General features: G+C 41.5%; 17 protein-coding genes. 13 read left to right on the plus strand and 4 right to left on the minus strand.

Annotated features, from left to right (window positions below):
• Nucleotides 1–29 precede the first annotated feature (29 nt).
• Nucleotides 30–842 (minus strand): polysaccharide export protein, encoded by an 813-nt coding sequence (locus E3K36_00230; protein ID MCF6153687.1) that lies wholly within the window; start codon nucleotides 840–842, stop codon nucleotides 30–32.
• 827 nt (nucleotides 843–1669) lie between these two features.
• Between E3K36_00230 and hyfB the strand changes: the two genes are divergently transcribed.
• The 8 genes from hyfB (at nucleotide 1670) to ltrA (ending at nucleotide 12014) form a co-directional block, all read left to right on the plus strand.
• The gene (gene hyfB, locus E3K36_00235; protein MCF6153688.1) at nucleotides 1670–3712 is read left to right on the plus strand and encodes a hydrogenase 4 subunit B; all 2043 of its coding nucleotides are present in this window, start codon (nucleotides 1670–1672) and stop codon (nucleotides 3710–3712) included.
• A gap of 10 nt (nucleotides 3713–3722) precedes the next feature.
• On the plus strand, nucleotides 3723–4661 hold the full coding sequence (locus tag E3K36_00240) for a formate hydrogenlyase (protein ID MCF6153689.1): 939 nt from the start codon (nucleotides 3723–3725) through the stop codon (nucleotides 4659–4661).
• A 6-nt stretch (nucleotides 4662–4667) separates the two neighbouring features.
• Nucleotides 4668–5333: a hydrogenase gene (locus E3K36_00245; protein MCF6153690.1), complete on the plus strand. Its 666-nt coding sequence runs from the start codon at nucleotides 4668–4670 to the stop codon at nucleotides 5331–5333.
• Nucleotide 5334: 1 nt separating this feature from the next.
• Entirely contained in the window at nucleotides 5335–6810 is a 1476-nt protein-coding gene (locus E3K36_00250) for a hydrogenase 4 subunit F (protein ID MCF6153691.1), read from the plus strand.
• On the plus strand, nucleotides 6810–8402 hold the full coding sequence (locus E3K36_00255; protein ID MCF6153692.1) for an NADH-quinone oxidoreductase subunit F: 1593 nt from the start codon (nucleotides 6810–6812) through the stop codon (nucleotides 8400–8402). Before E3K36_00250 ends, E3K36_00255 begins: the two co-directional genes overlap by 1 nt.
• 62 nt (nucleotides 8403–8464) lie before the next feature.
• Complete coding sequence (locus tag E3K36_00260; GenBank protein ID MCF6153693.1) at nucleotides 8465–8869, plus strand: GxxExxY protein; 405 nt, start codon at nucleotides 8465–8467, stop codon at nucleotides 8867–8869.
• Between the two features lie 52 nt (nucleotides 8870–8921).
• The gene (gene nuoB, locus E3K36_00265; protein ID MCF6153694.1) at nucleotides 8922–9713 is read left to right on the plus strand and encodes an NADH-quinone oxidoreductase subunit NuoB; all 792 of its coding nucleotides are present in this window, start codon (nucleotides 8922–8924) and stop codon (nucleotides 9711–9713) included.
• Nucleotides 9714–10712: 999 nt separating this feature from the next.
• Nucleotides 10713–12014 carry a group II intron reverse transcriptase/maturase gene (ltrA, locus tag E3K36_00270; protein MCF6153695.1) on the plus strand — a complete coding sequence of 434 codons (1302 nt, stop codon included), beginning with the start codon at nucleotides 10713–10715 and terminating at the stop codon, nucleotides 12012–12014.
• A 112-nt stretch (nucleotides 12015–12126) separates the two neighbouring features.
• Here ltrA and E3K36_00275 read toward each other — a convergent pair whose 3' ends face one another.
• Both E3K36_00275 and E3K36_00280 read right to left on the minus strand, forming a co-directional pair.
• Nucleotides 12127–13167: a hypothetical protein gene (locus E3K36_00275; protein MCF6153696.1), complete on the minus strand. Its 1041-nt coding sequence runs from the start codon at nucleotides 13165–13167 to the stop codon at nucleotides 12127–12129.
• A 213-nt stretch (nucleotides 13168–13380) separates the two neighbouring features.
• Nucleotides 13381–13572, minus strand: coding sequence for a hypothetical protein (locus E3K36_00280; GenBank protein MCF6153697.1), 192 nt, complete (start codon nucleotides 13570–13572; stop codon nucleotides 13381–13383).
• A 607-nt stretch (nucleotides 13573–14179) separates the two neighbouring features.
• Between E3K36_00280 and E3K36_00285 the strand changes: the two genes are divergently transcribed.
• The 4 genes from E3K36_00285 (at nucleotide 14180) to E3K36_00300 (ending at nucleotide 20316) form a co-directional block, all read left to right on the plus strand.
• The gene (locus tag E3K36_00285) at nucleotides 14180–15853 is read left to right on the plus strand and encodes a SulP family inorganic anion transporter (protein ID MCF6153698.1); all 1674 of its coding nucleotides are present in this window, start codon (nucleotides 14180–14182) and stop codon (nucleotides 15851–15853) included.
• Between the two features lie 526 nt (nucleotides 15854–16379).
• On the plus strand, nucleotides 16380–17630 hold the full coding sequence (locus tag E3K36_00290) for a Glu/Leu/Phe/Val dehydrogenase (GenBank protein MCF6153699.1): 1251 nt from the start codon (nucleotides 16380–16382) through the stop codon (nucleotides 17628–17630).
• A gap of 15 nt (nucleotides 17631–17645) precedes the next feature.
• A complete protein-coding gene (locus E3K36_00295) occupies nucleotides 17646–18911 on the plus strand; it encodes an MFS transporter (GenBank protein MCF6153700.1) in 1266 nt (421 codons plus the stop codon).
• Between the two features lie 118 nt (nucleotides 18912–19029).
• A complete protein-coding gene (locus E3K36_00300) occupies nucleotides 19030–20316 on the plus strand; it encodes an anion transporter (GenBank protein ID MCF6153701.1) in 1287 nt (428 codons plus the stop codon).
• Nucleotides 20317–20646: 330 nt separating this feature from the next.
• Here the strand turns inward: E3K36_00300 and E3K36_00305 are convergent, their stop codons facing one another.
• Entirely contained in the window at nucleotides 20647–21240 is a 594-nt protein-coding gene (locus tag E3K36_00305; GenBank protein ID MCF6153702.1) for a hypothetical protein, read from the minus strand.
• Between the two features lie 275 nt (nucleotides 21241–21515).
• Between E3K36_00305 and E3K36_00310 the strand changes: the two genes are divergently transcribed.
• Nucleotides 21516–22370 carry a DUF1264 domain-containing protein gene (locus tag E3K36_00310; GenBank protein MCF6153703.1) on the plus strand — a complete coding sequence of 285 codons (855 nt, stop codon included), beginning with the start codon at nucleotides 21516–21518 and terminating at the stop codon, nucleotides 22368–22370.
• Nucleotides 22371–22613: the final 243 nt, after the last annotated feature.

Here is a 22613-nt window from a genome sequence, read left to right on the forward strand (position 1 = left end):
GACTAAAAGAGTTTTTAATATGGAAGATACTAAGGTGGTGAGATTACGATAGGTGTCCGTGAGACGTCTATTCTTCCATGAAAAACCTCTTCGTCTATGCGGTCGCCCAAAAGGATGCCTTGTTCAGTCCATGCAAGAGGTCGGACAATATTCTCAAAGTGCTTGAAGAATCGATCAACATCAGAGATAAATGTCCGCGGGACATACACGACATCCCCACTTTTTAAGAAGACATTTTGGGATAAATCTCCCTGTGCGAAGGTCTTTTTTAAATCAAGCCTCTTCAAATCAGGTTTTTCAGGCCCGCCTCTGATTAGTACGACACTGCTATACTTTCCATCAAGGGTGTATCCACCTGCCTTTGCGATTGCTTCAATTATGGTTGTTGGTGTATCAATCTGATATACCCCGGGGCTGTGAACTTCTCCCAAAACGAAAATCTTCTGGCCCTTAAATGACGTAATTTCTAAACTTACCAGGGGATCTACAAGGTAAACGGAAAGGGACTCTTTAATTGTCTTCCGAAGCTGGTGTATGCTCGTACCCTTTGTGTGAATTTCGCCAATGAGAGGAAATGTGTTTATTCCATCCGGGGGAATGCGTACTTTTTTATTAAGGTCATCATGTCTGTATACCGTCAACTCCACCTCGTCACCCACACCTAAAATGAATTCAGATACAACTACATCTTTTTCAGTCTCAGAAGGTTTTGCGTCGACTTCGTCCTTCGTCGGTTTCTGCGTTGTGGCACATGAAACGGCTATCAAAAAGATTAGACAGACAAAGATTACTCGCTTCATCAACAGGTACCAATGCGTTTTATACTGATCATTACGTGTCACGAATGCGGATTCTTTCCATAAATCAGGGTATCAGAACGTTTATAAATCTTAGGGAAAGTTTTTAGTAAATGCAAGGTTTTTTTGCGTATCCAGAAACATTACCTCCATTCCGGACAGGTCGGAAGTATTTTGAGTTGTTTCGTGCTAATATTCATTTGTAGTGTTATTTCCTGCTGCTATGCCATATTGAGTAGTATTAATCAGGTGGAATTACACTCTTTTCTTCATAAATAATATAGTAAAATATTTAACTCTTCAAAAATGACTTGAATTCTAAAATTATTTCAGTATATAAAGGAGTAATATCTCGAGTTTTTCAGGGTGTATTATTAAAAAGTCAACTTTATATTACTTCATACATAAAATTTGAGGTGAATGCTCATGTTTGAGCCAGTAGTATATTGTTCTTGTGGGAATCTAAAAGAATATGGAGGCAATTGGCAAATAACATCTCGTTCTTTTAAAGAGGCATTTATGCTGCTTAAAGAGAGCGGGTCTCTTATTTCAAAAGAAAGATGTCCCATCTGTAGATGTATAGATGCGGGAGAAATTTTATTATCTCTGAAAAATCTTTAAAAAGGTTGGCAGTTAAAGAATAGCTCGCTGACAGCTTTAGACTTAACTAATTGATTTTTAATTATTATTAGATAAAATGTGACAGATTAGTTTTTGAAAAAACACCTGTAGTTAAAAAATGCTTTTACGGCAGTATGTAGTAGCAATTCATGAATTGCCACTATCGTACATGAAAACCACAGTATTATTGGAATTTTTCAAAACTAAACTGTTGCGATGAGACATTCATCTATTTGTGAAAACCTTGGATAATGCACACTATGATTGAGCATCTATTTGTTCTATCTATCATTCTGTTTGCGCTCGGTTCGCTGTTTGCCTTATGTTTCTATAGATGGCAAATGCTGGGAAATTACCTATCGCTTATTTTGGCGGCCATTGCTTCCTGTGTTAACATTGCGATAGCCACATCGGTATTATTCAACCACTCTGCCGTACGGTTCAATTTTCTTTTATACCACGCCATTATTAAATATAGTTTTTTAATAGATTCGCTCTCTGCAATTTTTATCCTTGCCATATCTGTTATTAGTTTTATAGCTTCCATCTATTCTCTTGGATATACAAAGTTATACGTCAATAAGCGGGACACGCGGTTTTTGGGTTTTCATTTCAACGTCTTTCTTTTGGCCATGGTCCTTGTGGTAACTGCAAATAATGCCTTGGTATTTATGATCGTATGGGAGCTTATGACGCTGGTTTCGTTTTTCCTTGTCATTTTTGAATACGAAAATCCCTTTCATAGAAAGGCCGGTTTTGTCTATCTCTTCATGTCTTATATTTGTGCAGTATTTATCTCCGTTGCCTTTTTCATTATGTTTTCGTATGTAAAGACATGGACGTTTGACTTTGACAGTTTCAGATATGCCGGAGACGTTATGCCGGCTATATGCAAAAATATTGTTTTTTTCCTGGTGCTCATTGGTTTTGGTATCAAAGCCGGTATTTTCCCCTTGCATCTCTGGCTCCCTTTGGCGCACCCCGCAGCGCCCAGCAATGTGTCTATGGTCATGTCAGGCGTGATGATTAAAACAGCCATCTATGGTTTTATCCGGTTCTACTTTGAATTCCTTACACCATGTCCTCCCTGGTGGGGGATTATTATTCTCATTATCGGCGCTTCATCGGCGGTATTAGGTATCCTGTATGCTCTTATGGAGAAAGATATTAAGACTTTACTTGCATATAGTAGTGTTGAAAATATCGGTATCATCCTTATTGGTATTGGGTTGTCAATGATCTTTAAATCATATAATCTCATGGCATTATCATCTCTTGCAATGGTTGCAGGTCTCTACCACATGTTGAATCATGCGGTATTTAAGTCGTTACTTTTTGGTTGCGCCGGGAATATCTATTACTCAACACATACGAGGAATATAGAACAACTTGGCGGTTTGATCAAACGATTACAGATAACAGCTCCTTTATTCCTGGTAGGTGCCTTAGCTATTTCAGCAATTCCTCCCCTCAATGGGTTCATGAGCGAGTGGCTTGTTTTTCAATCATTGTTAAATGGCTTTAACATACCATCGGTAATCGTAAAGGTACTAACTGCTATTTGTGGCGCTGCTGTCGCCTTGACGGGGGCGCTGGTTGCCACCTGTTTTGTTAAGGCATTTGGGATTTCATTCCTTGCTTTGCCGCGTTCTGAACATGCACGACATGCCAGGGAAGTCCCTGTTATTATGTATGTAAGTATGGGACTTCTGGCCGGGCTATGTGTATTTCTGGGGCTTTTTCCTGCAAAAATTATGATGACCATTAATCATGTCAATACCGAATTGTTAGGCGTGAATATTGCGAAGGCAATTACTTCATATGATTGGTTGCAGATGAAGACCCTCCAGACCAATTTTTCTGAGATATCGCCAAAAAGCGCCACTGTTTTTGGCTTAATGCTTTTAGCAGTTACCGTTGGGGCAATGACTTTAATAAATCCAGGTTTTACAAAGAAGATGTATGAGACCTGGACGTGTGGAATATCTCCGGAACCAAGATTTGGGTACACGGCAACGGCTTTTTCTAAACCGTTCAGGATTATTTTCAGTAACTTATATAGACCTCGCCTTGAGATAAAGACTACGTACTCTGTACCTAAGTATTTTGTAAAGTCTATAATGTATATTTCTGAGATAACGCCCATATTTGAAAAATATTTCTATGCCCCCCTTTCAAAATATGTTTTAAGCATATCAAATAAGGTAAGATGGATACATACCGGGAGCGTTCATATCTATCTTGTCTATATTTTTATCACCTTATTAATCTCGATGTTGGTTATTAGATGGTAGGATATCTGCCTTGATTCAGCTTATTATACTTCCCATTCTCCAGATTGTTGTTATTGTAGGATTGTCTCCCCTTGTCAAAGGATTTATTAATAAAATAGAGGCCCGTTTTCAGTGCCGGAGAGGCCCGAGCTTATTTCAGCCGTATTACAACCTCACGAAGCTTTTTCGGAAAGATGCTGTGGTATCAGAAACGGCGTCATGGATCTTCATGGCCACCCCATATGTGACCTTTATATCTATTCTGATTATTGCGCTCCTGGTTCCCGTTCTTTCTTCAACCGTTCCTGCAAATTTTACGGGCGATGTCATTCTTGTTATCTACCTTTTTGCATTGGGAAGATTTTTTCTCGCACTTTCTTCCCTTGATACCGGCAGTGCGTTTGGGGGTATGGGGGGGAGTCGTGAGATGACAATCTCTTCTATGGCTGAACCTGCCATGATGCTTTCTGTTTTTACCGTTGCTATTATTAATGGTTCTACCAATTTAAGCAGTATTACCCAGGCCATGCTGAGTTACAAATTACTGAGTCCCTCGCTCTTCTTATCCCTCGCCGCCCTTGCCATTGTAATTATTGCGGAAGCAGGGAGGATTCCCGTTGATAATCCATTTACCCATTTAGAATTGACGATGATTCACGAGGGAATGATACTTGAATTTTCTGGACGGTATCTTGCTTTGATCGAATGGGCATCCTGCATGAAATTGCTCATATTGTTAACGATCCTTGTAAATACCTTTTTGCCGTGGGGTGTTGCTTCTGGTCTTACATTCCCAGGATTGATTATTTCTTTTGCATTATATGTGGTCAAGATTGGATTTTTTGCGCTTCTTATTGCCATTGTTGAATCTTCTTTCGCGAAGGCGCGATTATTCCGTATACCAAACCTGTTAGGGACTTCATTTATTTTGGCGGTGCTTGCGATTATTACTCATTATGTTGTGGGTTGATTTGCTATGAAACAACACGTTATAGTAAATTCTCAAATTATCGATGTCCTGGCGGTCATGATGCTCATGGCAACAGTTTTACATATTGGGACAAGCCGATTGACTACCTGCGTATGGGCGTATGCTATCAGATCCTTTATCCTGGCGTGCGCGAGCGGACTCATTGCATATTTTTCTGGTATTTACCATATTTTTATTACAACGGGCATTACCCTAGTGATTAAGGTAGTTATCATCCCATGGTTCCTTTTTTACATCATAAAAAAAGTCGGGATTAAAAAAGAGGTAGAATCCTTTCTTAGTTTTACCTTGTCGTTGCTGTGTTCATGCGGCGTTATCCTTATTGCATATTATGCGACAGAACCTATTATTCAGTTTGAAAGCACCTTAATGAGGCATTGCCTACCCATTTCGATAGCCATTACCCTTGTGGGATTTTTTACCATGATTACCAGGAAAAAAACAATTACCCAGATACTTGGTCTTTTAGCAATGGAAGATGGTCTTTTCTTCGCTGCCTTATCCACATCATACGGTATGCCTCTCATCGTAGAGTTGGGCGTTTTTTTTGATATCCTGGTGAGCGTGATCATTATGGGCATCTATGTGTACAGGATTAAAGAAACGTTTGAAACCAGTGATGTCGGCTTTCTAAGAGAACTCAGGGAATAGCATGCTCATATCAATTTTTCTCATTATACCGCTGATAACCGCTATCGCCTGTGTTTTTATAAAAAAACACAATATATCTAAGTATATAAGTGTCGCCGGCAGCTTCATTCTTTTGCTCTATAATATATATCTTAGTTATACTATTTACCTTAATCATTCATTAAATGAACTCAATGGCTTTTTCTATGGAGACGCCCTTAGCTTACTCACTGCGCAGATTGTCAGTGTTGTTGGTTTCGCCGCTGCCTTATATTCGATTGGCTATATGGATGCAGAACTCCATGAGGCGGAGTTTCCTGAAAAGAGGTTGCGGTGGTATTACTTTCTTTTCCATATTTTTATTTTTACCATGTTGGCGGTTTGTGTGACCAACAACCTGGGTATTATGTGGGTGGCAATTGAAGCCACAACCTTATCTACTACATTCCTGGTGGGTTTTTATAATAAAAAGCCTCACCAGGAAGCGGCATGGAAATATATCATCATCTGTACCGTGGGGATTACCCTGGCGTTATTTGGCGTTATTCTTACCTATCATTCATCAAAAGATGTCATTGGCGAAATTGGGCACGCGCTGAATTGGACGGACCTGCTTGCTGTGGCAGATAGGTTTGAACCGCATCTGATGAAACTTGCCTTTCTCTTTATTATTATTGGGTATGGTACGAAGGCAGGGCTTGCGCCTATGCATACGTGGTTGCCCGATGCCCATAGTCAGGCGCCATCGCCCATTAGCGCCTTATTTTCCGGTGTGTTATTAAATTGTTCCTTGTACGGTATCATTCGTTTCCATATTATTTCGTCAAAATGCCTTGGCCCAAATTATTCGTGTACCCTTTTGATGGCGTTTGGGCTCATCTCTGTCATTGTTTCCATACCTTTTATCCTTGTACAAAGGGACTATAAGCGATTATTCGCCTTTAGTAGTATTGAACACATCGGTTTTATTGCGCTCGGTTTGGGTTTTGGAGGTATCTATAGTATTTATGGCGCAGAGCTCCATACTTTCAACCACGCAGTAGCAAAATCACTCCTGTTTTTTTGCGGGGGTAATTTATTCTTAAAATATAAAACAAGGGAAATGGAATCGATAAAAGGAATTATCAGAACAATGCCCGTTACCGGAGTAATTTTGATTATCGCTGTCTTTGCCATTACGGGTATCCCACCGTTTAATATATTTGTCAGTGAATTTATCGTTCTGGCCGATGCCTTTTCAAGCGGGAGTGCATTTGTTCTTATATTTACATCATTGCTTATTGTATTTCTCGTGCTTATTTTTATCGGTTACATAAATAATATATTCAAAATGATTTTTAGCGAACCCACAGAAACCATTGTCCAGGGGGAGGTGAGCAAGTTTACCATCGCTGCCATGTGCTTTTTATTGGTCTTTGTGCTGATTATTAGTTTCTACGTGCCGCCCATCATGCGGGTAATACTCAGTCAAATTTCTGATATTATAAGGAATGCATAATGGAAAACCACAGGCAACTTTATATTGACGAATTGACCAATCGGTTCAAAGACACGGTCATCATTACGAAAAGTTTCCTGGAAAACGAAATATATATTTCTACGAAAAAAGAACATCTTTTGGATGTGTGTGTCTATATACGGGGAACTCTTCATGCGAGTCTTTCGTCAATGGTAGGTAACGATGAAAGAAGCCTGAATGGGAATTTCAGAATTTACTACGTATTTTCTATGCCTCGTGCAGATATATTTTTGATTGTTCATATACCCGTGAGTGAAGACCATCCGGAATTCCCATCGGTTACCACAAAAATTCCTGCTGCACACTGGTATGAGCGTGAGATTAAGGATATGTTCGGGCTTGAACCCGTTGGACATCCTGATCCCGGCACGCTTGTACTTCATGGCAATATGCCGGAAAAAACATATCCTTTAAGGAAGGATTTTGATGTAAATACCCGTGTGCCCCTTCAGGAATCCAAACTGCCATTTTTTAAAGTAGAAGGCGAAGGTGTTTTTGAAATTCCCGTGGGGCCCATCCATGCAGGCATTATTGAACCGGGACACTTCAGGTTTAGCGCTGTCGGTGACAGCATATATTATCTTGACGCAAAATTGTTTTATACGCACAAAGGTACAGAGAAGCTGTTTGAGACGATGCCATACACAAAGGCGTTATTCCTTGCCGAGCGTATCTGCGGTGTTTGTGCTGCCTCACATGCAACTGGCTATTGCCAGGCTATTGAGAAGGTGACGGGTGTTGAAATACCACCGCGTGCAAAATTTATACGGACTATTGTTTTAGAATTGGAAAGACTTTACAACCATATTGGTGATGTTGGCAATATCTGTGCGGGTGCAGCATTCCTTTTAGGGATCTCACATGGGTTCAGGATTCGTGAGCGTATGCAACAACTCAATGAGACCATTTGCGGCAACCGGTATTTAAGAGGTATGCTTGCGATTGGCGGTGTGCGATTTGATATCTGCGATGATCTAAAAAAGCATATCTTAAGTACGCTCAGTGATGTCAAAAAAGATTTCAAAGAGCTTACAAATATTATGTTTGCGTCTTCCTCTCTGTTAGACAGGCTTGAAACTACGGGGAGACTGTCTACTGAAATTGCTAAGGAATTAGGAGTTGTTGGCGTAGCAGCAAGGGCTTCTGGTATTGCTACCGATACCAGGCTTATTCACCCGTATGCGGCTTATGACGAAGTCGATTTTGATATTCCGATCTTTCATTATGAGGGAGATGTCCTTGCAAGGATACGGGTCAGGGTAGATGAGGTTTATCAGTCAATCTATATTATTGAGCAATGTTTTGAGAAGATGCCGGAAGGACCTCTTAAAGTCCAGATTAAGGAATTACCTCCCAACAGACAGGCATTGAGTTATGTGGAGTCTCCACGGGGAGAGAATATTTGTTGGATTATGACCGCACCGGATAATAGATTATTCAGGTATAAGGTAAGGTCGCCGTCGTTCTGTAACTGGCCGGCGATTCCTTTTGCAATTCCCGGGAATATCGTGCCTGATTTTCCCCTGATTAATAAGAGTTTCGAGTTGTGTTATTCGTGTACTGACTTGTAAGAATATGGCCCACGAAATACGCGAAATTACGCGAAAAAGAAAAATTTTGGATAAGTTGAACTATGTCTGGGATCTTATATCCTGATGAAAGTTATGCCATCATGGGAGCTTGCTTTAATGTTTACAAAGCAATGGGATGTGGGTTTCTAGAGAATGTTTACCATGAATGCCTGGAAATTGAATTTGAAGAGCAAGGAATTTCGTTTGAATCTTGCAAAGAATTAAAACTCATATACAGAAATAGGCAACTGAAGCAGACGTATAAACCAGATTTTGTATGTTACGATAAAATAATTGTTGAAATTAAGGCAATTTCCAATTTGCTGGATGAGCACAAAGCACAAGTTCTTAATTATTTAAACGCATCCGGACTAAAGTTGGGCATACTCGTTAATTTTGGTCATTATCCTAAATTAGAATACGAGAGATTTATTTTAACAGATGAAAGGCCAATGGACGTACCGTAGTTAAAGAGATAATTTTTAGTGTCATTTCGTGTATTTTGTGGGCTAACATAAAATGTTTACAAAATTTCAAAAAAGTCTTCAAACGGGCGTTGTAACTTCACGGTATCCAAAAGAAAAAGAACCTGCCCCACTCCGTTTTCGGGGGAGGATTGAAATAGATAATGAAAAATGCAAGCAATGTAATGTATGTGTGGACGTTTGTCCAACAAACGCTTACACGTGGGTTGAGGAAAAAGGCAAACGATATTTAGAATTATCTCACGCCAGATGTATCTTTTGCGGGATGTGTGAGGAGTCATGCCCTTATAAGGCTATAACGATTACCAATGATTTTGAGCTCGCTGCAACGAATAAAGACGATCTTTTGGTTAAAGCTGGCTTAGATAAAACGGCTTCAGTTGAAGATCTTGGCATGAAACTCAGGGAAAGAATTTTTTCCGTTTTCAGACGTTCACTCCACGTTCGTGAAGTGGATGCCGGCTCTTGTAATGGGTGTGAGTGGGAGATTGTTGCCTTATACAATAGCCCTGTGCATGATTTACAGAGATTTGGGATAGATATAGTTGCATCACCGCGCCACGCAGATTGTCTGCTCGTGACCGGCCCCCCAACAAGGAATCTGGAGACCGCACTGATAAAGGCATATCATTGCACCCCGGAACCTAAGATGGTTATTGCCTTGGGTGCATGTGCATGTAGCGGTGGTGTCTTCAGTAACTGTTATGCCACAAAAAATGGGATTGACAACGTAGTCCCTGTCGATGTTTATATCCCCGGTTGTCCTCCAAGACCTCAGGCTATAATCTACGGATTCCTGCTTGCATTGGAGAGAATCGACAAATAGGACAACCTTTGCTTCGCTTTCTAACCTCTTATCACAAGAGCCAAAGCATTACCACCAGGTAGGTCACGGGCATTGCTGCCCGATTCCCCCCCTCAGAACCAGTACGTGATAGTTTCCCATCATACGGCTCAAGCGCCAGTTAAGGCTTCCCTTGTGGAGAAACCCATGAATAAAATGTTAATTCACTCCACGTTAGTAATCGGCTGTCAGTAACAAGAAATACGAAGGGGGGCACCAATACTATTAAGTATCGTCATTTGCGTTCCCTTCTTTTCAACTGATTAATCCGACTTTCACGTGATAAGGCACCTGCCAAATATCAGCCCACTTACGTAGCCGGTAATATTGCAACCGGTATACCTATCATTACAATAGGTCATTCGCTTTCTTAAGGCATCTCAACCCAAACCTCCAACAGCATGCTTTACAGTTAGCCTACCCAATAGGAAGAAAAATTGTGGGGTCAAAGGAAAAAAATTGGCGTGCCCAGGGAAGGGTATTGCTTTCTAGCGGGTGAAAGTCCCGTCATGGTAAAAGCCGGAGCCATGTAGCTTGGATGGCAGGGGGCGATGGAAACATTACCTTCTGAAGCCCATTGACAAAGTCGGCGTAAGGCCGGTGAGCGAATATCCGGGTCGTAACGTACGTGAACGTAGAGGTAGCCTCGTGAAAGTCAAGAACCACTGGCCGAGCCTGTCAATTTTAGGCGAAGGCGGAATTCTCTGACCTAAACTGGCTAATGGGGAAAAGAACGGTGGCGGGGTATCAGCGACGACACGGATAGAAAGGAGCGGTATCAACTGGGGAAGCCCTCCTTGTCCCAGATAGAAATATCAGGAACGAAGGTATGCCCTATAAGTCGAACGGCGAAATGGGCAGACAGACAAGAGGGTGGCGGATGAGTCCGTAGTAGCGAGGATGACAAGGAAACATAACCTTGCCGGAGCGAAGGGACTCTGCTGTGACTTAAATCTTTCTACGGAGGCGAGGCAGGGAAGAATGACAAAGGCTTCCATAAGTCTGCAGGAACTGAGGAGAAAGATATACAGGAAGGCGAAGACCGAGAAGCAATGGAGGTTTTGGGGACTGTACTGTCATGTCTGCAAGAAAGAAGTCCTGAGAGAAGCCTATCGATTGGCAAAGGCCAACGATGGTGCACCCGGAATCGATGGAAAGAGTTTCGAGGACATCGAGGCAGAGGGGGTTGAGGGATTTCTAGAAGGGATAAGGCAGGAACTTCTTAACCGGGCATACAGACCGTTGCCCAACAGAAAGGTCGAAATACCGAAAGGAAATGGAAAGACCCGAATGCTTGGGATACCAACGGTCAAAGACCGGGTAGTGCAGGGAGCGTTAAAGCTTTTATTGGAACCGATATTTGAAGCGGACTTCAAGGACTGCTCGTATGGCTATCGTCCCAAACGACACGCACATCAGGCAATCGACAGAGTGACGAAAGGGGTACTGCATGGCCTTACCAGGGTGGTGGATGTAGACCTGAGCGGATACTTCGACAACATAAGGCATCATATACTGTTGGAAAAGATAGCCCGGCGGGTGCAGGACGATGATATCATGCACTTGGTAAAACTCATTCTTAAGGCAAACGGGGAGAAGGGAGTGCCGCAGGGCGGGATCATATCGCCGTTGCTGTCGAACCTTTACCTAAACGAAGTGGATGAGATGATGGAGCGGGCAGGGGAAGTAACCCGCCGCAACGGATACTACAATCTTGAATTTATCCGGAGCGCAGATGACATGGTAATACTGATACACGGACATCCTAGAGAGAACTGGTTAATACAGAAAGTTCAGAAGCGACTCAAAGAGGAACTGGACACATTGCAGGTACAAATGAACGTGGAGAAGACGAAGGAAGTGAATCTCCAAGAAGGAGGATGTTTTAGTTTTCTGGGGTTTGACGTTAGACTCGTCAGAAACCGTGAAGGCAAGGCCTATGTCAGCAAGACACCCCGCAAGAAGAAACGACAGGAAATCGGCAAGAAGATAAAGGCGGCGCTCAAGGCAAACTGGAACAAGCCATTAAAAGAAGTGATACAAACAGTCAATGCAATAATCAGGGGCTGGGTGAATTACTTCAGGATAGGCAATAGTAATAGTACCTTCAACAAAGTCAGAAATTACAGAGAGATGAAGGTGCGAAGGTTTGTCATGCGCAGAAAGAAACTGAAAGGTTTTGGCTGGAGGAAGTGGAGTAGGGAAGAGATATACGAAAAATGGGGTCTGTTCAATGACTACCGAATACGATATGTTTACCCGAAAGCAAATCCAAGCCGATAGGTGCATATGCCTTGTTGTGAAGAGCACAGGAAAGCCGTATGAGGGAAAACCTCACGTACGGTTTGATGAGAAGATGCTGGAAATAGGGTATGGTTGTGATCGTGTGACACTCTCAGAGGAAACGGAGAGAAACGGGGAATACAAACCTCAGCCTGTAGCCACTACGCCAGTGTTTTACTCTACACAAATCCGCTTCAACTCTTTTGATGATCTGAGAAATACGTTTGTCATTTTTCAGTTTTTCTCGTAATCGTTTTCTCCCCTGGCTCACTGTACTATAGTCCACCCCCATCATTTCTCCTATCTCAACTCCGCTTAGTCCACCAACCCGATACAACAAGTCCATAGCTATTTGCCTTATTATACCTCGTTCCGTTTTTATTTCATCAAAACTTTTATTCGTCTCTTTGCAAAGTGCATCAATGATTTCATCTTTTGCGGTATATTTTTTTAACCGTTGTACTGCAGGAATCTCACGTGATTTCGCTGGCAAAAATTTCTTTCTTACCCAATTGATAAACGCATCACTCCCCAGTATGCTTCCTCCAATAACCCTTTCTTTTATATCAATACCTGTCGATAAATCATTACAGAGTGTTTCCCAATACAAGCTCCTTCCTTTTTTGTTGTCTCCTCCATATGATTCAAGTATCCTGGCATAATCAATAATGCCATTTCTTCGGGTATCGTCGATATAGCCCAAAAGGCTGCTCCACGTATAACTCCTTAAATATTTCCTTTTTTCTGACAATGGGAGTTCTTCTCCTTGTTTTGTTCTAACCGGGTTTAAATGGATATATCGGGATACAATATGCAGATAACTTTTCTTTTCCACGAGAATACTCTTGTATCTTCCCTGATACAAATGGCCAGTCCTTTTATGTCTTCTATTGTAATGAGATGTGTAAGTGATGTTAAACCATCTCATAAATTTACTGAGATTGGCAAGGGGTGTTTCTAAAAGCAGATGGAAATGATTATCCATGAGGACGTAACAATACAGGATGACATGATACGTTTTCAACCCATCATTCAATAACTCAAGAAACAGATTCTTATCATGGTCATCCCTGAATATTGCCTTCCTCTCGTTACCCCGGCAGGTTACATGATATAATGCATCTTCGTATTGTATTCGTAATGGTCTTGCCATTACCGAATTATAGCAGATACAAATTATTTGTCAATTATAAAGATTTGACCCCTTTGCCTTTTTGACCCCTTTGCCTTTTTGCCTTTGCCTTTGCCTTTGCGCTCTTGTTCTCTTAAAGAATAAAATGTTCTTGACATTCATCTGTATAGCTGATAATTTCAGATGTCGTTTTTTTTGTAAAGTATGTGTAGTATGTGTCTAAACACATATAAGTTATATACTGCATGTTACTAAGAAGGAGTACCCAAAGATGCGGTTTTTTTCTGGTGTTAAGAACAATTGGAAATCTGGGCTTATTGTATCGCTGATTTCCATTTTACTTTCTTTGTTAATAGCGGAAGCCGCCAATACCCCATCCATGATGGGGATAACCACAACTATTTGCAGTTCAATCCAACCAGACATCGCTGCTTGTTTCGATTTAGTTCGCCTCTGAAATTTTGTTAAACCAATTGTCAGCTACAGGAAATTTAGTTGTTTAATTTTTTACCGTGGTGGATTTTTGTTTTAAAGATTGTTTAATATAACTAAATATTTTAATATTATTAATCAAGGAATTGCTTACTCTCAATCTGGCAGGTTTTTCCCTCGCCAGCCATGAAATACCAAGGAGCGCACGAAAATGCAGTTTTTTTCTAGTCATAAAAACAACTGGGAATCTGGTTTTATTGTACCATTGGTTTCTATTTCACTTCCCATATCATCCGTATCCGCCAAATCTCCACCTTTTCTTAAACGAATCGTACCGAGACGGGCATAATCACGGCCATTTGCAGTACTATCCAACCAGACCTAAGTTGTTGCTTTGACTTAGTCTACCTTCAAAATGTATTGCTAAATTCATTACCAGCAATAGAGTTCCATTGGTAGATTTTTTCAACCGAAACGGTCTTTCGTTTTAAGATTATTTATTATAATTAAATTTTTCAATTTTATTGATTCAGGAATTATTCATTCTCAATCTGACAGAGAAAAGCTGTCTGTTAGAAAAATATTAAGGAGCGCACCCAAAATGCAGTTTTTTTCTTATGTTAAGAACAACTGGAAACCGGGGCTTACGGTAGCACTGGTTTCTATTCCACTTGCAGTATCATTATCGGTGGCTGCCAATGCCTCACCCGTAATGGGGATAATTACAGCCGTTTGGGCTGGTATTGTTGCGGCCATATTCGGAGGCAGTAATTATAATATCGTCGGGCCCACGGGAGCACTTTCGGGGATGTTAGCTGTTTTTGCTATCAATTACGGTAACGCCTCGCTTCCTTTGTTGGCAATATTAAGCGGAGCTATCATCTTAGTGTTTTTTGCCCTGCGTTTTGAGAGATATATTGTCCTTATTCCTTCAAGCGTTATGCACGGATTTACTCTCGGTGTTGCTTTAATAATAGGGTTAAACCAGTTGAATTATGCCTTGGGGCTGAAAGGCTTGCCAGTGCACGAGCACCTTTTGCAAAATGTAATGGAGTCATTCATGCACATTGGCCAGTTAGATGTTGGGACAATTATATTGTTTATGGTTGCCATGGCAGTAATTTTCACCTTCTCAAAATTAATACCTCAAGTCCCCGGGCCTATTATCGTAGCTCCTATCGGGATGTTTTTAGGGTATCTGTCTGAAAACGGATTTATCAGCATGCATTTTCAAACCTTGCATACCAGGTTTGGCGAAATTGGCTCAAAGATTTACCAGATGCCGAACTTTTCCACTTACATCACGAATATTAACCTGCTTAAAACCGCCTTTGCCATTGCCGTTATTGCTATATTGGAAACCCTTATCTCGGCCAAGATAGCAGACAATATGACCAACACAAAATCTCAGCGAAGGAAAGAGATGATGGGATTGGGTCTTGCCAATATCGCTTCGGGAATTTTTGGTGGTATTCCTGCCACGGCAGCTCTTGCACGAACCGCACTAAATGTTAAAAGTGGAGCCAACCACAAGACTTCGGCTGTAATCAGTTGTGTTCTTATTGGTGTTATTTCCGTAGTATTTTTGTCATACTTCAAGTATCTTCCCTTAGCCGTGATAGCTTCAATTTTAGTATATGTTGCTATCCAAATGGTCGGTGCCGAGCACTTCGTACACATCTATCAGCATGATAAAAAGGCCTTTGCCCTGTCGTTTATGGTTGCAGGTGTGACTTTGGTGGAAGATCCAGTATTTGGTATTCTAATTGGTGCAATTATCGCGCTTTTGATGTTAGTTAATCATCTCTCCAGAGCCAAGTGTGAAATAAGCATACATAGGGATAAAAAAATGGTTGCCAGGCTGCAGACTATTAAGTTTAATGAGATAGAGAAGCCATTTGGCGATGTTGTTGTGTATCGTTTTGCTGGCCAGATAAATTACATCAACTCGCAGGCACATATTGAAAATTTAAGTAATCTCAACGGCGTGCATACGGTGATCTTAAACTTCAGAAACCTCTTCTACATAGATTTAGATGGTATGAATGCTTTGGAGGAAATAATCAATACCAACAAGGCTCGGGGTAAAAAAGTGATCATTACCAGTGCAGGACCACTCATTATTCAGGTTCTGGTTAAAACCGGATGGTATAAAGAATTGAAAGAGCAAAATCTGGTATTTAATAGTACAACAGAGGCGCTCGAATCTCTGGGTTTTGAAATCGACAAAGATATTCCCGATGTGAAGGTATTAAAAACATATCAGTTTGCGTAGGTTCATTGCGCAGGAAGTTTTTTTCTTGCAGTTTATAGTGTTACTGGTAGAACTGTCGTCTCTTTTATCCTTATGTACCCATTTGTTGCTTTTGTTCTGGTCAGCAATGACGATCGATCTGATGATGAAAAGAGGGGTGTAAATAAACGTAAATCGTCATTAAATTCAACGCTATGAGACGATAACATGGTTGGAAGATGGAGAGGAGAAGCGGCCAGAGGCATAATTGTCAGAAGGGTTCGATATATAATTTGTAACGGGCATTGTTTATTTTAGCAAAATGTTTTTGAATGAAGTGGGCAGGTGGGCAGGTATGAAATTTTATAAAACGGATTCTTTCAAAGAGTCCGCATTTTTTATTAAAAATTTATCTGGATTACGGGTTGCACATCAAAATTTCAGGGATAAAGGGATAAACTGTACAGAAATTAAAGTGGCAAATTCTCATGAACTCAGTATAATAATTTTTTTCTGGGTTTTTGTATTTTGGTGATGGACTACCCCTGGCAGGAAGGAAAAGGGAGGTATGAAAGATAATAATATCCTCTATGAAACGGCACTCAAGCAATTTGATACCGTAGCAGATATGCTGAATATAGAAGATGGCATAAGGGAGCGCATGCGAAATCCAAAACGCTCCCTTATTGTTTCTGTACCCGTTAAAATGGACAACGGCAAAACAAAGGTATTCACAGGTTATCGGGTACAGCATGACATAACGCTCGGTCCTTCCAAAGGTGGTATTCGTTACCATCCTAATGTTGACCTTGAAGAGGTCTCAGCCCTTGCCATGTTAATGACGTGGAAGTGCGCCCTCATGCACATGCCCTATGGTGGTGCTAAAGGAGGCGTTCAATGCAATCCGGAAGAAATGTCAGAAAACGAGCTGGAACGTATGACCCGGCGTTACACCACGGAAATTGTTCAAATCATAGGGCCAGACAAGGACATCCCTGCCCCGGATCTTTACACCAATTCACAAACGATGGCATGGATGATGGATACGTATAGCATGCAGCAAGGCAACACGGTTCCTGGTGTCGTTACCGGTAAACCCTTATTATTAGGTGGTTCGTTAGGAAGGGCAGAAGGCACTGGCAGAGGGGTTGCCTATATGGTAATGGAGGCGGCGCGGGTGTTATATAAAGAACTTCGTGGCTTACGCGTGGCCATTCAGGGTATGGGTAATGTCGGTTCTGTCGCTGCAAGGCTTTTATATGAACAGGGTTGTAATATTGTAGCCATAAGCGATGTGAGTGGTGGTGCGTATAATCCAAAGGGCATTCTTGTTCCTTATCTTCTACACCATATTAAAGAACACAAGCATGTTATTGGTTTAAGGGAAGCTGATTCCATAACCAATGAAGAGCTTTTTGAACTGGATTGTGATGTTATTATTCCGGCGGCTATTGAAGGGCAGATTACCGAACAAAATGCCGACAAGGTTAAGGCGAAAATTATCGTAGAAGGCGCCAATGGTCCGACAACACCAGAAGCGGATAAGATATTGCAGGCCAAAAAGGTGTTTTTAGTGCCTGATATCCTGGCCAATGCTGGTGGCGTAACGGTCTCGTATTTTGAATGGGTGCAGGACATTCAGTATTATTTCTGGAGCGAAGAGGACATTCAGAAGAAGTTAAAGGATGTCATGGTTAGTACATTCAACCGTGTGCTGGCACTTTCTAATAAGCAGGGTGTGGATATGAGAACCGCCGCATTGATGCTGGGCATAGGGCGTGTGGCAGAAGCCAAAAAAATGCGCGGTCTATATCCCTGATTGAAATATTCGTTTATGGAAGCGCCACAGAGTAAACAGCAAGAAGAAGTTGCTGTGAAAAAAAGCCTTAACCTTTCCATCAAAGATGGGGTGGCATTTGCTGCAACAACAGGGTTCGGAGATAATTATATCAATCCTTTCGCCGTAGCCCTGGGTGCAAGTAATTTCCAGATTGGTTTGTTAAGTTCCCTACCGCAGTTCCTTCCCGCACTTATACAACTGAAGGTTGCCGACGTGACCGAGCGGCTTGGGAGTCGCAAGAAGATTATTGTACGTTCAGTCTTTTTCCATGCCTTTATGTTACTCCCCATTGCTTTCATTCCGTATCTGCCTGAATTTCTTCAGGTCGGTGCGCTTATTGGTTTTTGCACCCTGTATATGCTCTTTGCCTCTCTTGCTGGCCCGGCATGGGGTTCTCTGATGGCAGACCTTGTACCTGTAAGAAGAAGGGGGGCATTTTTCAGTAAACGTTCAAGGCTTATTGGTATCGTTACTTTAGCCACCACCTTTTTGGCAGGTTACATCCTGCACCTATCCAAGACTCAGTCGCTTGTTGGCTTTACCGTCATTTTTTCCCTCGCCATGATTTCACGATATATCTCGTGTTATTTCTTAAGCAGGATGTATGAACCGCCTCTGGAAGTAATGCGCGAGCACTACTTCTCGTTCGGGGCATTTCTGCGAAGGCTCAATATCGGAAATTTTGGGAAATATGTGGTCTTCCAGAGTTCTTTTAACTTTGCGGTCTTTCTTGCCTCACCATTTTTCCCGGTATTTATGCTCCGCGATCTGGGGTTTTCATACCTTACTTATACCATCGTTGTTACAACCGTTCCCCTTGCTACTATCTTATCAATAAGTTACTGGGGGCGGTACTCAGATGTCCTTGGGAATCGCCGGGTTATGGGGATATGCAGTATCGTCGTATCAGTTTTGCCAGCCCTCTGGCTCATCTCCCATCAAATATACTTCCTCATAGGAATTCAGGTACTGGCCGGCTTTTTCTGGGGAGGGTTTAATTTATGTTCTTCCAATTTTATTTATGAATCTGCAATCCCTGAAAAGCGGACGCGCTGCATTTCCTATTTTAACACCATCAACGGGCTTGCGATTTGTCTGGGAAACCTGCTCGGAGGTTTTCTGGCAACCCATATACCGCCTGTTTTTGGCTATCGGCTGCTTACCCTTTTCGCCATTTCATCATGCCTGAGAATTGTTTTATCCACTACCCTGCTAAGTCGGGTAAAGGAAATCAGAAAAGTTGTTAGCAATTCCGTGTAGCATTGCATATTTAGCTTACGCTTGCATTTTCTGATTTTTAGCGGTATCTTTATCTTAATTTTTATTGTGACGAGAAAAAATTGGTTAATGACTGATTTAAGAATTACCGAATCTACCATTGAACAAGCCACCCTTGCCTGGTTTGATGAACTGGGATATACTGTACTTTTTTTCAAATACTCCCTTGCTTATTAAATCATTACTCATCTTTATCCTCACCTATGTTATCATCTCCGCCCAGAAGATGAAGTGGCATAAGCTTGACAGACCCTCGGGGGCGTTGCTTGGTGCCGTGTTGATGGTGCTTTCCGGCGTATTAACATTGGACGAGGCATACCGGGCGGTGGATTTTAATACCATTTTGTTGCTACTGGGCATGATGATCCTCATTGGCTATCTCAAGGTAGCAAATTGTTTCAAGTATCTCTCTTATTTGCTGATTACCCATGCCAGGAATTCCTTTCTTTTGCTGTGTTTTGTATCTTTTTCCAGTGGTATCTTGTCGGCACTGTTTGTTAATGACACCATCTGTCTGATGTTTACTCCTCTTTTGATACTTGCATTAAATCAAACGAAGCTTAATCCAGTACCGTATCTCATAGCCCTGGCAACCTCATCTAATATTGGAAGCGTAGTTACCTTAACCGGAAATCCTCAAAATATGCTCATAGGCGTTTTTTCAAAGATACCCTATCTGGATTTCACCCTGCATCTCATGCCTGTTGGGATAGTAAGCCTTATAGCCAATGTGCTCATCATTTATGGAGTATTCAGAAAGGATATTAACTTTAAAAAATTGGACCCCATCATACTGGTAAAACCAGAACTTGACGGAAAGCTTACCACAAAATCTCTCTTTGTGCTCTTCTGCATTTTTTTTGGGTTTGTCTTTACAGGCAATCTTCCGTTATCAGCAATAACCGGCGGGCTTGCATTGATTATCATATCAGGGACAAAACCTCAATACGTGCTGGAAAAGGTTGATTGGACCCTGCTACTCTTTTTCAGCGGGCTGTTTATTGTGGTGGGTGGTATCAATAAGGCCGGTTTTTTAATCCTGGCACATAATGCCGTTGAGCCCTATCTGGGAAAGACCGAATCCAGCCAGATTGTTCATTTCAGCATCTTTTCCGTGATTGCCTCCAACCTTGTCTCAAATGTGCCTTTTGTCTTGTTGTCGGCTGCCTGGATTGAGAAGTTTCTTGATCCAAAGACCATGTGGTATGTGCTGGCCATGAGTAGCACGTTTGCTGGAAATCTCACCATTATGGGCTCTGTGGCTAATATGATTGTTTTAGAACTTTCGAAGGAATATGTCCACGTGGGATTCTGGGATTTTTTTAAGGTAGGGTTTACTACCACGGTAATTTCTACCATTATTGGAATTATTATTTTGATTCATTAATGCGGATTTTTATTTCTTAGAACGGGGGAAAGAGGATTATTGGTATGAAATTTTAAGATAACAAAAATGCAACCACTGGACTGATAACCACCCCTCTTTCCCCTCCTTCGCAAGGAGGGGATTAGGGGAGGTGAGATAAACGCTTTACAATATCTTCCCATGCAAAGTGGGGACTTCGCCGTGGTGTTTTCGACTTCCTTCGGCATGACGTCATTCCAAGCGGAGTCAAGGAATCAGTGGAACGATGAAGGGGAGTTCTTCCACCAGAATTGTCATATGGGTTCTTGTCACAGGCGTCACATAAATAAAAAGAAACCTCTGTCTATCAAGTTAAACGCCCTTATCCTGCTTCTTCATAAATTCATCGATCTTTTTACTGATCCTTTTGGCCTCTTCTTTCCCTAAAACGAGTTCTGCAAAATCCGTGGCAATCTCTGCTGCCTGGTCCGAAGAGATTCCCTTGACCCTTGAAATCTTCCAGACTCCATCTTCTACCACCAAGGTGCACTCCCCGAATCTTTCTTTCATAGGTAATCCACCGCTATTCAGGAGGAATTTTATATCCTCAGGATTCTGGTTAACCTTCAGGGTTTCCTCCATATCAGGGATACTTGAGTGGATTTTTACAAGAGCGGTGTTGCCGCCGACTGATGTACTTACGATCTCCTGCCGGGCCGCATTATGTGCGAGGTCAATAACTTCGGTGAGCCTTGCCGGAGTGATCTTTTTTACGTATTTTATGAGTTCCAGCCAATTGATAATCGTGGTGTCAGTTTTTGAGATGAAGGAATATGCCCTGTCGTAGTCGTTGTTCCTCACGGCATGAAGATATTTCTCTACAACTATTCTCGGAGCGTCTTGGGCATAGCTAACTCCGCTAAAGACAATCATGGCAACGAAAAGAACGGAAATTAATTTTCTCATATTTTTTACCTCCTCATGAAAATACCGTATAATTACTCAAATAACATAATTTTATCATCATTAATCAATTTTGCCATGAAAAATAATAGAAATTTCCATCTTATTTATCCGGTTTTTCGGTGAAGACCAACTTGTTTTATCCGTGTTTCATGTAAAAATGCATCTGACTTGCAAAACCGGAAGCCTTTTCCTTGATCATTTTCTTGTTTTTCAACTATGAGTATTTTCTATTTTACCTCAGGATAAAGTGTGTGTTATAATGCCAAAAGAAATAGATGTACCGGATTTGTAAGAAAAAACCAAGGCGGAGGAAACAAGGTTACACGAACGATCGATACAACAATTTCTTAATCAATCAACAAAAGGAGGTAAAAATGAGTCGATATTCGTGCAGGACGATGGTGAATAATGTAGCTTTTGCTGTGGTAATTGCGTTTCTCAGTCTGATGTTCATTCCCTTAAAAGGTGCTGTAGCAGAAAAGGGGGAGCATGGTGTTGAAAATGTTAATAAGTTAAAGTATGCTGATCCCGTCAAAGATATTCATCTCTACCTTTGTGCATTCCATATAGCCAAGAACAATCCGAAATTGGAGATAGAGGCTCACCATTATTGTTCGATGCGGAATCTCAATATTAAGGGTGGCGGTATCCATCAGTGTATCATATATGACTCCAAGGATGTGCCTGCCAAGCTCCTTGGTATTGAGTACATTATCAGCGATGAGACTTATCAGACACTTCCGGACAGTGAAAAAAAGTATTGGCATCCGCATGCGTATGAGATCATATCCGGACAGCTCATCGTGCCCGATTTAGCTGACATGGGTGATAAGGCTCTTGAAGGTTTTTTAACGAGTTGGGGGAAGACATTCCATACCTGGCCTGATCCAACCACTGAGATCCCAATGGGCGAGCCGCTCCTCATGTGGTCTGCAGGGGGCGATGGGCAGATCAGCAAAGGGATGATAGACAAACGCGATAAGCAGTTTGGTATCTCTGCTGATGATCTCCGTGAACGAAGGAAGATCTATGGATACCAGGTCCCGAACGTGAATGTGCCGAAGTCAATTGATGAGATTGGCCGGCAATGGACGAGTAAGGGGCCGGATAAGCCAGAGAAATTAAAATAAAAAACCACTGATGATCATAAATAAATCAGAAAGAGGGCAACCTTTTGTCAATTTGGACTGTTAAACATGCTCCGGAGCATTTCTGCTTTGGGAATTTTCATTATACACAATTTTATGAGAAATATTTTTTAAATTTTGTATTGACATTTCAACCGAAAATGTTTTGAATAATAAACGTTTGGAAAATTAAACATTTATTATTGTAAACAGAATCTCTCATATCTCCCAACGAGAGACCCCGGT

It is taken from the genome of Candidatus Brocadia sp. (assembly GCA_021646415.1).
Taxonomy (GTDB): Bacteria; Planctomycetota; Brocadiia; order Brocadiales; family Brocadiaceae; genus Brocadia.

Coding starts and splice junctions, on each gene's coding strand:
- E3K36_00305 (MCF6153702.1), bottom strand. CDS start 21,240: ATGAGAAAATTAATTTCCGTTCTTTTCGTTGCCATGATTGTCTTTAGC.
- ltrA (MCF6153695.1), top strand. CDS start 10,713: ATGACAAAGGCTTCCATAAGTCTGCAGGAACTGAGGAGAAAGATATAC.
- E3K36_00280 (MCF6153697.1), bottom strand. CDS start 13,572: ATGTCTGGTTGGATTGAACTGCAAATAGTTGTGGTTATCCCCATCATG.
- E3K36_00275 (MCF6153696.1), bottom strand. CDS start 13,167: ATGGCAAGACCATTACGAATACAATACGAAGATGCATTATATCATGTA.
- E3K36_00250 (MCF6153691.1), top strand. CDS start 5,335: ATGCTCATATCAATTTTTCTCATTATACCGCTGATAACCGCTATCGCC.
- E3K36_00295 (MCF6153700.1), top strand. CDS start 17,646: ATGGAAGCGCCACAGAGTAAACAGCAAGAAGAAGTTGCTGTGAAAAAA.
- E3K36_00290 (MCF6153699.1), top strand. CDS start 16,380: ATGAAAGATAATAATATCCTCTATGAAACGGCACTCAAGCAATTTGAT.
- E3K36_00255 (MCF6153692.1), top strand. CDS start 6,810: ATGGAAAACCACAGGCAACTTTATATTGACGAATTGACCAATCGGTTC.
- E3K36_00285 (MCF6153698.1), top strand. CDS start 14,180: ATGCAGTTTTTTTCTTATGTTAAGAACAACTGGAAACCGGGGCTTACG.
- hyfB (MCF6153688.1), top strand. CDS start 1,670: ATGCACACTATGATTGAGCATCTATTTGTTCTATCTATCATTCTGTTT.
- E3K36_00260 (MCF6153693.1), top strand. CDS start 8,465: ATGTCTGGGATCTTATATCCTGATGAAAGTTATGCCATCATGGGAGCT.
- nuoB (MCF6153694.1), top strand. CDS start 8,922: ATGTTTACAAAATTTCAAAAAAGTCTTCAAACGGGCGTTGTAACTTCA.
- E3K36_00310 (MCF6153703.1), top strand. CDS start 21,516: ATGTACCGGATTTGTAAGAAAAAACCAAGGCGGAGGAAACAAGGTTAC.
- E3K36_00245 (MCF6153690.1), top strand. CDS start 4,668: ATGAAACAACACGTTATAGTAAATTCTCAAATTATCGATGTCCTGGCG.